Source organism: Commensalibacter communis (assembly GCF_947179015.1).
Taxonomy (GTDB): Bacteria; Pseudomonadota; Alphaproteobacteria; order Acetobacterales; family Acetobacteraceae; genus Commensalibacter; species Commensalibacter communis.
Map to the genome: position 1 here is coordinate 490,699 of NZ_CAMXCM010000001.1, position 14,736 is coordinate 505,434.

Consider the following 14,736-nt stretch of genomic DNA (forward strand, 5'->3'; position numbering starts at 1 on the left):
TTTAAAATATTATTGTTACGTTAGACATTTAGAAATAATTTCGACAAGTTGCTTATAACGCCTAAACTATCCTGTGCACCAAGCTGTATTGGGTAATAGTGTATATTGTATTTATTGAAGCGCCAGTGGCAGAAAGCGTACTGGCATCAGGGATGAATAAAAAATAATATATTAAAGCAAGTAAGCAAAACGATCAATTTTGTCGTAAATTATTCATCAAAAAAAGATAAAGGCTATGTTTCACGCCTTTATCTTGGGTTTTATTCTTGGTCAGCGCTGTCAGAATTCAAATTGATATAATTTTCGAGTCCCATGCGTTTAATCAAGTCAAATTGTTTATCGATGAAGTCGATATGTTCTTCTTCTGCATCAAGGATAGAAAGGAACAAATCACGAGTTACGAAATCACGAACAGATTCACAATATGCGATTCCTTCACGAAGATCTTTGGTTGCTTTTTGCTCCATCGCAAGATCAGATCTCAACATTTCTTCGACATTTTCACCAATTTGAATGGTGTTTAAGCGTTGCATATTGGGTAAACCATCAAGCATCAAAATTCTTTCGATGATTTCGTCTGCATGTTTCATTTCTTCAATAGATTCGACATATTCTTTTTTACCTAATTTGGTAACGCCCCAATGGTTTAGGGTACGTGAATGAAGAAAATATTGGTTAATTGCAGTTAATTCGTTTGTTAATTGAATATTTAAAAATTCAATTACTTTTTTGTCTTTAATCATTTGGTTTCTCTTAAGATTATTATGATTTATTATATTTTGTTTCTTGAGGATGAATGACATCCTTGGGGTTCACCATATCACTTTTATCATCATAAGTAAAAAGCATAAACGAAATTAAAATTGTTTTTTTTCATATTTTTATAAAAAAATACTGGACAACTTAATTGAGAATGGTTATTAATATCATTATTAACAACTTTGTTGTCTTGGGGCATTTGGCAATGTATATTTGTTCATGTAGAGCTTTAACTGATAAGGATGTTGGTAACGCAATTCGGAGCGGTGCAGATCGCCCCAGTGCGGTTTATGAATCTTGTGGATGCAAACCTGATTGTGGTCGGTGTGTTAACCGGATTGTTAATATGCTTAAAGAACATAAGAAAGACGCTGTTTCAGCATAGATTTGTATATTTTGTTTCTTGAACTTATTCGGCTCGTTTGTAATGAACGAGCTTTTTTTTGTCTTTTTTATAGCAATCATTGAAAAATATTTTTATCTTGTTAAGATTTCCTACCATGACCACAACAGCGCAGAAATGGGGGGTAAAGGAAGTTTATGGCACAAAATACAGATAATGTATTAGTTCGAATTGATCTTTGGATATTGGATACGATTTTTCAACCGATTGCCAATCGTCTTCCAGGCGAGAGGATGAATATTCGCCTTGGTATGAATCTGTTATTAGGATCAGTTATTTTTTCCTTTGCATTTTTATTAATGCCATTGTTCTTTTTCAATGTTGGCTTCTTTAATTCAACTTATAATTTGATGTCATGCATTGTCGTCATCTGTTTTTATATGTTCGTTTATCGCAATCAAGAAGTAGTCAGAGAAGGATTTATTAACCCTTTACGCTACCATCTCTTTGGGATCAGGATTATCTCGATTCCATTCACGTTATATGGTATTTATATTTGGTTGTCTTCGGGAGGAATGGCTGGTCGATTTACGATGTTATATTGTATCAGTAATATTTTATCTGTATGTGGGTTATATTTGATTTCTTGTAATATAAATCCACCTAAGAAAAAAGAAGAGCATAAAGTCGCCTTTGCTGATAATCCTTTTTCTTAATTATTGAACATGCCCTGATTAAGCTAATAATTGTCAGGGCAATTTAGATATTAACGATGAGCTCTTTCATATTCAGCAATGCGTTGTTCGGCTAATTCCCGCCAAGGTATATCTTTGGGAGCGGCTTGCAGCGCTTTGCGGAATAATTGAACACTATCCTCTGAAACTTTACCTTCGGTCTGTGTTTGTACTTCGGCAATTTGTGCAGCAAGATTGGGATCAAATTGTTGATTTAATGCTTCTTTCCATGCTTGGCTTGCAGCTATTAAATTTCCACGAGAAGCCTCAATTTTTCCTAACAATAAATAACCTTCTATTCTTTTGGGATCTGTCATGGATAAACTGGATAATCGTATTTTCAATTGCTCTATATAAGGGGCTACTTTTTGACTCATTTCTTTTTGCTCAACCAGCCGTGGTGCGAGCGGTGCAGCTGGTAAAGAAGGAACACCATTCATCAAGTATAACCCTATTGCCGCCAATGGAATGCAACATAATCCCAAACCAGTAACGATTACGCTGCCTCTCGATAAGGGCGATTGCGGCATTGACGATTGTATTGAAGAATCTGTTTTTAATAGTCGTCTTTGGATTTCAAGTTGCGCTTGATTATATTCAGGTTCTAAAATAAGCCCGTTGTTAAGATCATTTTTAATTTCATTTAATTGAGATTGATACACTCGCAAAGCAGATTGCTGCGTATTGGTTATTGTTGGGGCTTTGCATAAAGCGATCCAACATGGAACCAAGCAGAGTAAGCTAAAAAGAATAATCACTGTCCATAACATTGTTGTTTACTCTTTCATTAACTCGGAAAGGCGTTTTTGTTCTTCTTTACTCAATGCTTCAGCCTCTATATGTTTGCGTTTGCGCAAGGTTACAAAAGCGATGATACAGCCTATGCCTAAAGCCAACACAGGCATAAACCATAATAAAGCTGTTGTAAAAGTGAAAGGCGGTTTTAAGCGAATAAAATTTCCGTAATGATCCACCATCCATTCCATGACTTGTGAGTCTGTATCTCCTGCAACGATGCGTTGCCTAACAACTTTGCGTAAATCTTTGGCCAGATCAGCACTGCTATCCTCGATGCTTTCATTTTGACAAACTAGACATCGTAATTGCGACCCAAGATGCTGAGCTCGTTGCTCTTGTTGGGTGTTTTTTAGCATTTCATCGGGACTATCAATACCAAAAGCAAGCATTGGTGCTGATAGGCTGATACAAAAAAGAAAAAAAATCGTAAAGAAACGCATGAGCATAGTTCTTTATTGCAAAAGAGATAAAAGAATTTGCGTAGAAGCGACACTTAGTGGTTTTGGATAATGCCACTTGATGATTCCACCAGGCATAATCAGAAAACTTTCTGGAACACCTGAAAGTCCCCATTCAATACCAATATTTCCCTCGGGATCTTGACCGATCTTTTGATAAGGGTTGCCATTTCGTTCTAAAAATCCAGATACCGCATCAGGCTTATCTTTATAAGCAATCCCCCAAATATCAATATGGCTAGATAATTGCTGTAAAACACCCATTTCTGTTAAACAAGGAATACACCAAGAGGCAAAAAAGTTAATGAGAATAGGTTTGGTTTGTCGTTGCAACTCTTGTTGATTAAACCCTGCTGATGGGGGTTGGCCTATTAAAGAAAAAGGAGGAATGGGTTTATTGATAACTGGGATATTGATTTCTCTGGGATCAAAATTGCCTTTACGTAATCCAGATAGCATTGCCAAAAATCCTCCACCAGCAACAGCGGCAGTGGCAAAAGGAATGGACCATAATAGACGGCGACGGGTAATGTCCTGCATATTAAGCTTCCTTTACTTTTTTGCGTTGGGCAGGGGTGCCTATTCTGAAACGACGATCCGTTAAAGTAATAAACCCACCAATTGCCATAATAAATCCACCCATCCAGATCCAAGGTGCCAAGGGATTATAATGTAAACGTAAGACAAATAAAGGGGTTGATTGTGTGCTGTTTTTACTGTCACCAAGCACTGCATATAAATCAGAGATAAAATTGGTATGAATAGCGACATCCGTTACGACTTGCTTTTGACGGTCAAAGTAATGACGGGCAGGGAACATCCATGTCACCACTTTTCCGTTTTTAGAAATTTTAATCACTGCCTCTGTGGCAATGAAATTAGCGCCTTGTCGATCTTCGATATTGGTTAATGTCCAATCATATCCAGCCAGATGTATCGTGGTATTGATGGGAACTTCAACGATTTTTTGCTGACTGGCAGCCATCCCAACGATGCCAAGGATGGTAATGGCAACACCAATATGAGCCAAATAAGATGCATAAAAAGCGCGAGGTAACCCAATCATTCTTTTCACTGAGTTACCTAATGATGTTTTAAAAAATGCGATATGTCTGATAAAATCTGAACAGGCACTTAAGATAACCCAGATACTTAATCCTGTTGCAAGTGATGGAAAAATTTGATGTAAATAGATGAAAGCAATAATGGTGCAGATAATGGATAAACCAGCTGCGATGCTTAATGTCTTAAATGTTTGTTGAATATTTCCTTTTTTAAATGCAATGACAGGGCCAATAGCCATGACAAGGAATAAAAAGAGCGCAATTGGGATCAGTGCATTATCAAAAAAAGGTTTACCAACAGATAAAGTCTGTCCGTTGATGAGCTGCACAAAAGGAGGATAAAGCGTTCCTGTTAATACAACGGCTGCCATCGTACATAATAAGATATTATTTAAAACGATAGAGCCTTCACGTGAAAAGAAAGTGAAAATTCCAGTTGAGGTCAAATTCGGGGCACGCCATGCAAAGAGTAACAAAGCCCCACCGCTGATTGCGGCTAATAAAAGTAAAATAAAGACACCTCTGGCTGGATCAGAAGCAAAAGCATGGACAGAATTTAAAATACCAGAGCGTACTAAGAATGTTCCGCTTAATGACAGGGAAAAAGTCCCAATTGCAAGTAAAATTGTCCAGATTTTTAATGCTTCTCTTTTTTCCACGACTAAGGCAGAATGTAACAAGGCCGTTCCTGTAAGCCACGGCAGTAAAGACGCATTTTCCACAGGGTCCCAAAACCAATATCCTCCCCAACCAAGCACATAATAAGACCACCAAGATCCTAAAGCGATCCCACAAGTTAATAACGCCCACGCCAAGACAGTCCAAGGTCGAACCCAACGCCCCCATGCGGCATCAACTTTCCCTTCTAGTAATGCAGCAACCGCAAATGCAAATGGGACTGCAAACCCCACATAGCCCATATAAAGAATAGGAGGATGAAACGCCAACCCTGGGTCTTGTAACAAAGGGTTCATGCCTTGCCCATCTAATGGGGCTGGCCATACGCGTAAAAACGGATTGGAAGTAGTTAGACAAAAAAGTTCAAATCCAGCAGCGCTGCCTCCCATAATGGCAATGACTTTAGCACGAAGTGACAAAGGGAGGTGATGACTATAAGCCGAAACAATGGCACCAAAAAGGGCAAGAATAAAAGCCCAAAGTAAAATAGACCCTTCGTGATTTCCCCAAACGCCTGTAATTTTGTAAAGTAACGGCTTATCCGCAGCACTATTTTGCAAAATGTTTAATACAGAAAAATCATCAGTAACAGCAGCTGTAATTAAACATGCAAAAGCCAAAGTCAAAGCCATAAATTGACCCCACGCCAAAGGCGAAGCCAATGCCATTAAACGGTTATTCTTAACCTTAGCCCCCATTAAGGGGACAATAAATTGCGCCCCAGCAAGACAGCAAGCCAAAGCCAATGTAAAATGACCAAATTCTGGGCTAAGTATTTTTGAGATCACAGCGTTTGTCCAGAGTATATTTTTGAAATAGGCTAGAAATCATTTTTTATTTTCTCTTCTCCAGTAAAAAGACTTTTGAAAAGCAAAAAAAATTTCTAAATAGAGTTAAATATTGTAAATTGTAACCAACCATTACAATGAATTTAACTATTTTACTAAGCAAATATTAGCTTAGTAATTGAGATATGTTTGAATATGATTATTTAGGTTGTGTCATATGATCCCACGTTGCTGCATCGGGTGGAGGGCCATATTTAGGATCCCACTTGCCGCTTTTGCGTAAAGCATCAGCAACTTCTTTAGGCATATAAGTTTCGTCATGTTTAGCGAGTACTTCACTGGCGGTAAAAATATTGTTTTTGTCCAATGTTCCAATGGCAATTACGCTTTGCCCCTCGCGAAATAAATCGGGTAAAATGCCAGTATAATGTACTTCGATAGCCGCTTGCCCGTCAGTGACTTGAAATTGGGCGGTGGGGGTTTGGTCTTTGTGTGAATAGTGCAAAGAATTTGCCAAAACCATTCCACCCAGTCGGATCGTCGTTCCTTTTACAGTGGGATGATTAATCAACTGTGAAGGGGCTTTGAAGTAAACCAGATTACTTGAAAATGCCGAAAGAATTAAAACGATTGCTATGGCAAAAGAAGCCATTGACCCTAGGATAATCCACAATCTTTTTGTTTTACGTTTCATGGCTGCTGATTATTTTGAATCTGTATAAGTTTTTTTTGAACACGTTTTAATCTTGTCCAAGAATGAAAAGATAATATTCCAAGAGAAAGAACGGTAATACCGTAAGCAGCAATAAGATAAGGTAAATGGGTCATAAGTTAAATGGCCTATTCATTTAATAAAAAATGGCGGACTTGACGTTCAAGAATAGCAGCACGCAATTGCATACAAACCAAAGCAATAAAGCCCAAAGCAAATCCCATAAAACAGAAAATAAGGGGCCATATCATTGAAAGGCTCATTGCGGGTGCATGTATTATACTAAATGTGCTGGGTTGATGTAAAGTATGCCACCAATTAACACTAAATTTAATAATAGGTAAATCAAAAACACCTACTAAAGCTAAAATTGCTGCTGCTTTATATCCTTTTTGCTGATTATCAAAGGCATGCAATAAGGTAATATGCCCAAGATATAAAAAAAACAAAACCAAGACAGAGGTTAATCTGGCATCCCATACCCACCAAGTCCCCCACATTGGCTTACCCCACAGAGACCCTGTAATAAGACAAAGTGCGGTAATGACTGCACCAATGGGACCAATTTCACCAGCTGCCAAATCTGCTAGTGGATGCTTCCAAATTAGAGAGCATAAAGCACATGCAGCCAACGCAAAATATCCTCCACTTGCCAAAATTGCCATGGGAACATGAATATACATAATTCTGACGCTGTCGCCTTGTTGCCAATCCGCAGGGGAAAAACATAACCCCCAGATCACCCCAATCACAAGGAAAATGATAGCCGATATTGTAACCCATGATTGTATTTTACTTGCAAAGCGTAAAAATGTTCTTGGGTTAGCAAAACGATGAATATTGAAACTTGATTGGCTCGGTGGGGAAGATGATGTATTTGTCATTTGGAAGATATTAAATAAAAATAAAGATAATCATACTATTACAAGTGAATGTGTTTTTTTTCAATTTTAAAAGTAGAAAGATTTATATTACTATGCATAATTAATAAAGTTTTAATTATAATATGATTAGCATTAGGAAACTAAAATGTTATTTGTGATTATGTGTACTGATAAACCCGATTGTAATGAATTGAGAATGGCTGTACGTCCGCAGCATCTAGCATATTTGAAAACATATGAAAAATATATTAAAGTTTGCGGTCCTTTACTAAATAAAGATGAAAAAAGCTGTGGATCTTTGATTATGATCGAGATGGATGACCGAGCAGCAGCAGAAGGATTTGCTGACAGCGATCCATATACAAAAGCTGGTCTTTTTGAAAGTGTCATTATTAGACCAATGAAAATGATTGCATCAGACGGAAAAATGTTAGCAACATAGTCGCTTATAAAAGCTAAATATAAAAAATCAATTCAATACATATATTAGGTAGAGAATAAATGCGGCTTCAATTTTTAAATCAAGCCCGGTTGCTTGAAACGGATATAAACAATAAGTATCAATTTAATGGCTTATCAGCAATATATTATGATAATGTCACAGACACTTATAGTGTTCCGTGTGATTTTGGAGCCGATGGTAAACCAACAGCAATTGATAGTTTTCAATTTACAGGATTATATAATCCTGATGGCACCCCACAAATCCAATTGGAGAAAACCCCAATTGATTTAACGAAAATTAATGATGTGCGCTCTGTTCGTAAAGACCCCAAAGGGGATGGGTATTGGGTAACCACAGAATCAATAAGACCAAGTATTTATCGCTATTATAATAATGGGACTGTTAGAAAATTAGGAACTATCCCTAATCTTATAGAAATCAGCTCAGAGGATGAATATAAACAATCGACAAGAGCGACTTTTTCCCCTGATGGGTTTTATTACGTTTCGTTACAAACAAACTTGAAACAAGATACTCCAGGATATATTCGAATTACGAAATTTGATTCAGATGGGCAATCGGTTGCACAATATGCTTATGGTACTGATTCTACCTCTACGAATAATAATGGTGTTTATGAAATATTGGCAATTAACAACGATCAGTTATTGGTATTAGAACGAGAGTATACTTCAGATCAAAGTAATCTAATGGCAAAAATGAATGCATATGCCAGGGTTTATGAAATTAATTTAAAAAATGCAGAGAATATTTTAGGGGTTGTCAACTTAAATTCTACGAATGCACAATTAGTCCCAAAGAATCTTGTCCTTGATTTAGAGGGTTCACCCTTGGCAAATGCACAAGAGTACGGTTTGACTGGTATTGTAAATATGAGTTCAGGCCCGACTTTATTTGATGGAAGACGATCAGTTGTTTTTGCCTCGGATACGCAGAATACCACTACTAGCGCAGAAAATACAAAATTAGTTAGTTATGCGCTTGATACGACATCCAGCAGTTTACAGTTGAATTATATCAATCAAGTGGGGCTGCCTTTTGATTATAAATACAGAGATTCTAATGGGATAACCTATCGTATTGGTGGATTATCTGGAATTGACTATGATTCTAAAACAGATACTTATATTGTTGAGTCAGATCACCAGACAATTGATGGTGCTTCGCTAGGATATTCCGTAATGTTTCGTATTAAACTGCACGGATTAACTGATGTCAATTCACGCCCAACAGTTGAGTTTTTAAGTGCGCAGCCACTGGTTAATGAAAAGGGCAATGCTATCTCTGATGCTGAATCCATTCGTCTTGATCCAAATGGAGATGGTTTTTGGTATACGACAGAAGAAAAACCTGCTGGAATTTATCATTATCATCAAGATGGTTCAGTAACTAAGGTTGCAGTTCCAGAGAATATTGCTCTGCGGGCTCAAGATAATTTAAGTTTAGAGGGTTCTACTTTCGCACCTGATGGCTCTTATTATATCGCTATGGAGCGTAATTTAACGGGTGATGCCACTGGATATTCCAGAATTACGAAATATGACGAAAACGGAAATATTACAGCACAATATGCGTATTATACGGATCGTCCTTCGACGATTGGTGCAACGAGTAATGGGATTTCCGAGATTTTAGCTTTGGATAGCAACACGCTTTTAATCATGGAAAGAGGTGATAATAGAAATCAGACAGGCGTTACAGAAGGAGCCTCGAGGAACCGTATACGTATTTATAAAGTCAGTTTAATTGGTGCACAAAATGTTTTGAGTATTGATTATTTAACAGCTGAGAATGCCAAATTATTGGATAAGACTAAAATCTTTGATTCCCAAGATCCTTCGATTGTAGATAAACTAAATACAAACGAGACGAAAATTGATAATATTGAAGGGATGACTCTGGGACCAAAGTTACCTGATGGTCGACAATCTTTGATATTGGTTTCGGATAATAATTTTAATGCGTCTCAATATAAAACTCAGTTTATCAGTCTTGCTTTAGATGATGGTGATGCATGTTTTTTGCCTGGAACATTTATCCGTACACAAAATGGAATGGTTCGAGTAGAAGATATTATGCCAGGGGATTTGGTTTATAGTCTTGGGCATCGTAACGTATGGCAATTACGCCAAGTAGTATGGGTTGGTAAGCAAAAGGGTACTGTCATTCCCTATAAACATGATGACATGGCAGGATATCCCGTTTGTATTCGTAGAAATGCATTTGAAGAAGGCGTTCCTTTTGCAGATTTATATGTGACTGCTGAACATTGCATGTTTTTTGAGGGATGTTTTGTCCCTGTTCGTATGTTGGTCAACGGCAAGACAGTTTTTTATGACCGTTCTGCCATCACGTATGATTATTATCATATAGAGCTTGAAAAACATAGTATTATTGAGGCCAACGGCGCTTTGTCAGAGAGCTATTTAGACACAGGAAACCGTCATTATTTTGAGAGTAAATCATTAAGCAATGTAACGTTTAACAAAATAAAAAATTGGGACCGCGATGCGGCAGCACCTATTATTACAAAACGAGGCAACGCACAAGCCATTTTCAATTTTTTAGATCAACGTGCGGATCGTATGTGCGTGCAGTCAGTGGAGGCCAAAAGAGCTAAAACCAATGATCCCAATGTATATTTGCTGACAGATCGAGGAAGTAAGATACTGCCTATGCAAAATCGAGACCAAAAAATATTGTTTGAATTACCCTCTACTACCCAATCGGTTCGTTTAATGTCGAGAACTTATCGTCCATGTGATGCATTTGGACCGTTCGTTGATAATCGGTATAATTTGGGTATTTCAGTGGGAAAAATTTGTTTACACCATGAGGATCAAGAGCAAGTTATCGATATTCACTTATCCAAACGTGACCTCTCGGGATGGTTACCTTTATCAGAGTTAAATGCTCGATGGACAGCAGGAAACGCGCTTCTTCCCTTGCAACCCTTAGATACAGTGGGAAACGTATTTTTATCAATTCAGGTTTTAGAAACAGGTTCTTATTTTGTTGACGATTGAAAATGTTGCTCTTACGTAACTCGTTGTTTAAGCGAAAATTTAACTAAACGCTAGAAGATTTAAGCTGTTTTCTTTATCTTTTTAGCGCTTTTATAGAGTGGTTATGAATTATATAGTCTAACGATTGAATATTTAATTATATATCTAATGATGAAAGGCTTTCAGGGGATTCTATAGAAACTCAAAATTGTTCAAAGAAATGATCGGGCAATGGGCTATGGATTGTCAATTGATATTCGTCACTCATTGATATATTAAAATTCCCTCGTATCTTCTGCCCATGGGATCAGTTTGGTTGTGGCTATTGTTACTGCTCCCCATAAACATATCGTCATCAAAGATAATAAGAATAAAGCTGCAAACATTAAATCGGTTTGAAAGCGATTATTTGCATTTTGCATCAAAAACCCAAGTCCAGAAGAAGCACCAACCCATTCCCCGACCACGGCACCAATGGGAGCAATAGCTGCGGCAATTCGAAGCCCTGAAGCAAAAGAAGGTAATGCAGCAGGAATACGGATATATAGTAATTGCCTTAGAGGGGAGGCATTCATCGTTTTTCCCAACTCTATCCATCCCGCTGGGGTACGGGTCAAGCCGTCAAAAAAAGCAGAGGTGACTGGAAAAAAAATCATAATCATGGCCATGACCACTTTGGAACTTATCCCAAAACCAAACCATAAAACTAATAAAGGAGCAAGCGCAAAGGTTGGGATGGATTGACTTATCAAAATAATCGGCATTAACCACTGTCTGACGAACGGGATAAGACTCATCATTAATGCCAAAAGAATCCCCAAACCACATCCTGAAATAAGCCCTAGGATCGTCTCGTTGAAGGTGATAAGAGCGGAGTTCCATAATAATACTTGATTATCTTTGAAAGCGATAAAAACAGAATATGGCGAGGGTAATAAATACGGTGGTATATTAAGAAAAAGATGTATCCCTTGCCATAAAAGCAATAAGCCAATTATTAAGATGGGGATGCGGAAATAAAGGGGAAAGGATGGCATTATATTGCACTTTTTTCTATCAAAAGATTTAATAAATTGGCTTGAGCTTGTTGCACGTGGATATCGTCAGGATGACGAGGAATAGAACCTTGAATAGACGGAATGAGATGAATCTGCGCAGGATGGCCAACCAGAATTTGAATATTTTCTCCTAATCGACAGGCCTCAAAAGGATCATGGGTGATTAAAATAACAGTTTTTCCATGCAATAATTGTGCTGTATAATCCTGCATTTTGCTACGGGACACACTATCCAATGCTGAAAAAGGTTCATCCATCAGAATAATCGGACGATCTTCATATAATGTTCGAGCAAGTGCAGCACGTTGGCGCATTCCTCCTGATAATTGAGAGGGATATTGATGGACGACATTGCTTAATCCCACTTGCTCTAAAATATGAAGCGCTTTGCTTTTATCTTGTTTTTCTTTTCGTAATTTACTGCCTAACATTACATTTTGAATAACCGTAGCCCAAGGCATCAACAAATCTTGTTGTGCCATATAGCTGATTTGTGAAGTTAATGAGGCTGTTGGCTCACAAGTTATCTGTCCTTCACTAATAGGTAAAAGACCAGCAATCATTTTAAGTAAACTGCTTTTCCCAACACCACTTGCCCCAAGGAGGATATTAAATACACCACCTTGGAAAGTTGTGTTTAATTTGGAAAACACAGGTTTATTCTGATAATTGAGCGTAAGATCATGAATATAGATTGGTGGTGAAATGTTTGGCACAATAATTACTTATTAAAAGGAGAAAAAGTTGCAAAAGGGCGGGTTATACGAGGAGGAAAAGCAGGCTCCCCATCCATCCCACGTTGTAATGAAAGATTAGGATTGTAAAAAGGATCATTATTACATACAGATTTCCATTTAGAGCGAATTGACAGGATTTCTTGCCGCTCTTTCCCTGCGCGTCGCCCCGTATAATGATCTCCTAAGGAAAGCGATTCATAATGGATCAACTCAGCATGTTGGCACTGAATAATATGATAGTTTGCTTTTCGTAATTTCAAACAAAAATCAACGTCATTATAAGCGATCTCATAAGTTTCATCAAATCCTTGCACTTGGTTATACGCCGACCTGCGGATTAACATGCAAGCTCCTGTAACTGCTGATACATCATGGTCGTAGGTTAATGTAAATCGATTAGATTGCTGAAAACGCCCCGCATGCTCACAGAGGTTAGCAGCCCCCATAATAATACCAGCATGTTGTATTTGCCCATTAGGATAATAGAGCTTTGCCCCAACAGCACCGACATCATCATTTTGCATGTGTCCCATCATATAACTTAACCACTTTGAAGCCTTAGGTCGAACATCATCATTCACAATTGCAAAAAAATCATGCTTTGCATGTTGAATCCCAAAATTACAGCTTTGAGAGAAATTAAAACTATCTGTTTTTAACCAAACCACCCGTAAGTTTTGATGTTTTAATAAAGGACGTAAATAATAACGCTGCGCACGGCTTAAAGGAGCTGGTTGTGAGATGACTAATATTATTTCAGTATTCGGATAATGTGTCTTGTGAAGAATACTTAGAATAGCGTTTCGAATGGTTTTCGATGAAATGGTAGTTGGAATAATCAGGCTGACAGGGATGTGATCAGAAATTAGATTAATTTTTAGCGGAAAAATATTATCTTGTATTTCTCCGATCCAGTTTCGAGATAATAAATCTCGTTTAATTATTTGGTGCATCGCTTTGATTGCTGCTGTGCCGGGGGTGATCTGGCGATGGCTTAATATAAAAGGCACATGATGAACAGATAAATTTTGGTTCCCTAAATATAGCGCCAAAGCAAGACGGTGTGTATAAGCGGAGTTGTACTTTGTTGGGTGTTGTTGTTGATATGAGTCAAAGATATCTTGGCGAAATAGCCAAATATCTTGAGTTAAGAGACCAGATGCTAGTATTGAATATCCAATATTGGGTTTAAAGTGAGGCGTGGAGCGTTGATGATTGTGATCAAACATATCTGAGTCAGCATAAAGAGCTGCTGGGTAATTTTCTCTTGTGGCTTGATCTGCAAAAATAGCGAGCGCATGATCTGACAAGACTTCACCATTTTGTAAGATAGCCACGTAAGATTGATCGGCTTTTCGAGGTGTGGGCCATTGTTGATCTAAACTGATATCCGTTTCAGGGTAATGACTATCAGGCGGATTATATATCAAGGAATGAATGACAGGCCATTGATTATAAAATGGACTTTGATACAGAATTTCTTTCTCTTGCTGCCCCCAGCGATCATATAGATCACACCAATCTTTGTAAATTAAATGGATCTTTGATTGATTATATTGATGATGGAGAGCTGTGCGTAAACGTTTTTTTAGATGAGTTGGCGAGCCTAAAATTGTTTTTATAATAGTTTGTGGGCTGCTCAATGCCAATAATATGCCCGCTTGTAATCGAGACAAAGGGATAATCTTTATAGAACTCAATACAGGGCTAGTTTTGCTATTCTGAGGGATACTAACTTTAATCTTATCACTATCATGTGGTAAATATATAATCCCGCCGATCCAATGTTGTGAGAAGCAGTCATATTGTTTCAAATAGTGGGTTTCTTCCCATTCTAGGCTGTCACGGTGATGAATAGAAAGCACAAAAGGGAGGTTATTATTTTGTTTTTGCAGCAGTTTGCAAAGTACCAAACACCATTGATTTTCATTCTCTTTATTTAAAGATAGTTCAATGAAGTTCGATACAAGAGGTGACATAAAGATTCTTTATACGCAATATACAATAAACAGATTCTACCAGTAGTTACATTTTTCGCAAAACAAAAATATGATATTGAGTATACTTGAGAGGATAGGATTGTAAAATGAATATAAGAAAAGCTGCTGATTAGATATTAAATAATACTAAATTATAAAGTATTATGTGGATAATTTTGATATTAATTTTACTTAAAAATATTGTAATAAATTATAAAGCGCATTATAATATGTATAATTGATCGGGTTATTGCTGTTTTAAATAGGTAAATC

15 protein-coding genes are annotated in these 14,736 nt (G+C 37.4%); 4 read left to right on the forward strand and 11 right to left on the reverse strand.

What is annotated here, in order from left to right; genetic code table 11:
* Positions 1–260: 260 nt before the first annotated feature.
* Complete coding sequence (gene bfr, locus PQG54_RS02325) at positions 261–743, reverse strand: bacterioferritin (protein ID WP_271789079.1); 483 nt, start codon at positions 741–743, stop codon at positions 261–263.
* A gap of 170 nt (positions 744–913) precedes the next feature.
* Here bfr and PQG54_RS02330 point away from each other — a divergent pair, with 170 nt between their 5' ends.
* Positions 914–1,144: a (2Fe-2S)-binding protein gene (locus tag PQG54_RS02330; RefSeq protein ID WP_271789078.1), complete on the forward strand. Its 231-nt coding sequence runs from the start codon at positions 914–916 to the stop codon at positions 1,142–1,144.
* 155 nt (positions 1,145–1,299) lie between these two features.
* On the forward strand, positions 1,300–1,818 hold the full coding sequence (locus PQG54_RS02335; RefSeq protein ID WP_271789077.1) for a hypothetical protein: 519 nt from the start codon (positions 1,300–1,302) through the stop codon (positions 1,816–1,818).
* Positions 1,819–1,868: 50 nt separating this feature from the next.
* Here the strand turns inward: PQG54_RS02335 and ccmI are convergent, their stop codons facing one another.
* The 7 genes from ccmI to PQG54_RS02370 all read right to left on the reverse strand — a co-directional run bounded on the left by ccmI (position 1,869) and on the right by PQG54_RS02370 (position 7,218).
* Positions 1,869–2,606 (reverse strand): c-type cytochrome biogenesis protein CcmI, encoded by a 738-nt coding sequence (gene ccmI, locus PQG54_RS02340; protein ID WP_271789076.1) that lies wholly within the window; start codon positions 2,604–2,606, stop codon positions 1,869–1,871.
* 6 nt (positions 2,607–2,612) lie between these two features.
* Complete coding sequence (locus PQG54_RS02345) at positions 2,613–3,074, reverse strand: cytochrome c-type biogenesis protein (protein ID WP_271789075.1); 462 nt, start codon at positions 3,072–3,074, stop codon at positions 2,613–2,615.
* A 12-nt stretch (positions 3,075–3,086) separates the two neighbouring features.
* A complete protein-coding gene (locus PQG54_RS02350; protein WP_271789074.1) occupies positions 3,087–3,632 on the reverse strand; it encodes a redoxin family protein in 546 nt (181 codons plus the stop codon).
* A gap of 1 nt (position 3,633) precedes the next feature.
* Entirely contained in the window at positions 3,634–5,610 is a 1,977-nt protein-coding gene (locus PQG54_RS02355; RefSeq protein ID WP_271789528.1) for a heme lyase CcmF/NrfE family subunit, read from the reverse strand.
* A gap of 211 nt (positions 5,611–5,821) precedes the next feature.
* A complete protein-coding gene (gene ccmE / locus PQG54_RS02360; protein WP_271789073.1) occupies positions 5,822–6,316 on the reverse strand; it encodes a cytochrome c maturation protein CcmE in 495 nt (164 codons plus the stop codon).
* Positions 6,313–6,450: a heme exporter protein CcmD gene (gene ccmD, locus PQG54_RS02365; RefSeq protein WP_271789072.1), complete on the reverse strand. Its 138-nt coding sequence runs from the start codon at positions 6,448–6,450 to the stop codon at positions 6,313–6,315. The genes ccmE and ccmD overlap by 4 nt, the downstream gene beginning before the upstream one ends.
* Before the next feature lie 12 nt (positions 6,451–6,462).
* Positions 6,463–7,218, reverse strand: a complete 756-nt coding sequence (locus tag PQG54_RS02370) for a heme ABC transporter permease (RefSeq protein ID WP_271789071.1) — start codon at positions 7,216–7,218, stop codon at positions 6,463–6,465.
* A 145-nt stretch (positions 7,219–7,363) separates the two neighbouring features.
* Here PQG54_RS02370 and PQG54_RS02375 point away from each other — a divergent pair, with 145 nt between their 5' ends.
* Entirely contained in the window at positions 7,364–7,660 is a 297-nt protein-coding gene (locus tag PQG54_RS02375; protein WP_271789070.1) for a YciI family protein, read from the forward strand.
* Between the two features lie 59 nt (positions 7,661–7,719).
* Positions 7,720–10,710: an esterase-like activity of phytase family protein gene (locus PQG54_RS02380; protein WP_271789069.1), complete on the forward strand. Its 2,991-nt coding sequence runs from the start codon at positions 7,720–7,722 to the stop codon at positions 10,708–10,710.
* A 254-nt stretch (positions 10,711–10,964) separates the two neighbouring features.
* On the opposite strand, the gene PQG54_RS02385 is transcribed toward PQG54_RS02380, so the two are convergent.
* From PQG54_RS02385 to PQG54_RS02395, 3 genes are read right to left on the reverse strand one after another with little or no spacing between them, the layout of a single operon-like run.
* The gene (locus PQG54_RS02385; protein WP_271789068.1) at positions 10,965–11,726 is read right to left on the reverse strand and encodes an ABC transporter permease; all 762 of its coding nucleotides are present in this window, start codon (positions 11,724–11,726) and stop codon (positions 10,965–10,967) included.
* On the reverse strand, positions 11,726–12,463 hold the full coding sequence (locus tag PQG54_RS02390; RefSeq protein WP_271789067.1) for an ABC transporter ATP-binding protein: 738 nt from the start codon (positions 12,461–12,463) through the stop codon (positions 11,726–11,728). Before PQG54_RS02390 ends, PQG54_RS02385 begins: the two co-directional genes overlap by 1 nt.
* 5 nt (positions 12,464–12,468) lie before the next feature.
* Positions 12,469–14,463: a glycosyltransferase gene (locus PQG54_RS02395; protein WP_271789066.1), complete on the reverse strand. Its 1,995-nt coding sequence runs from the start codon at positions 14,461–14,463 to the stop codon at positions 12,469–12,471.
* Positions 14,464–14,736: the final 273 nt, after the last annotated feature.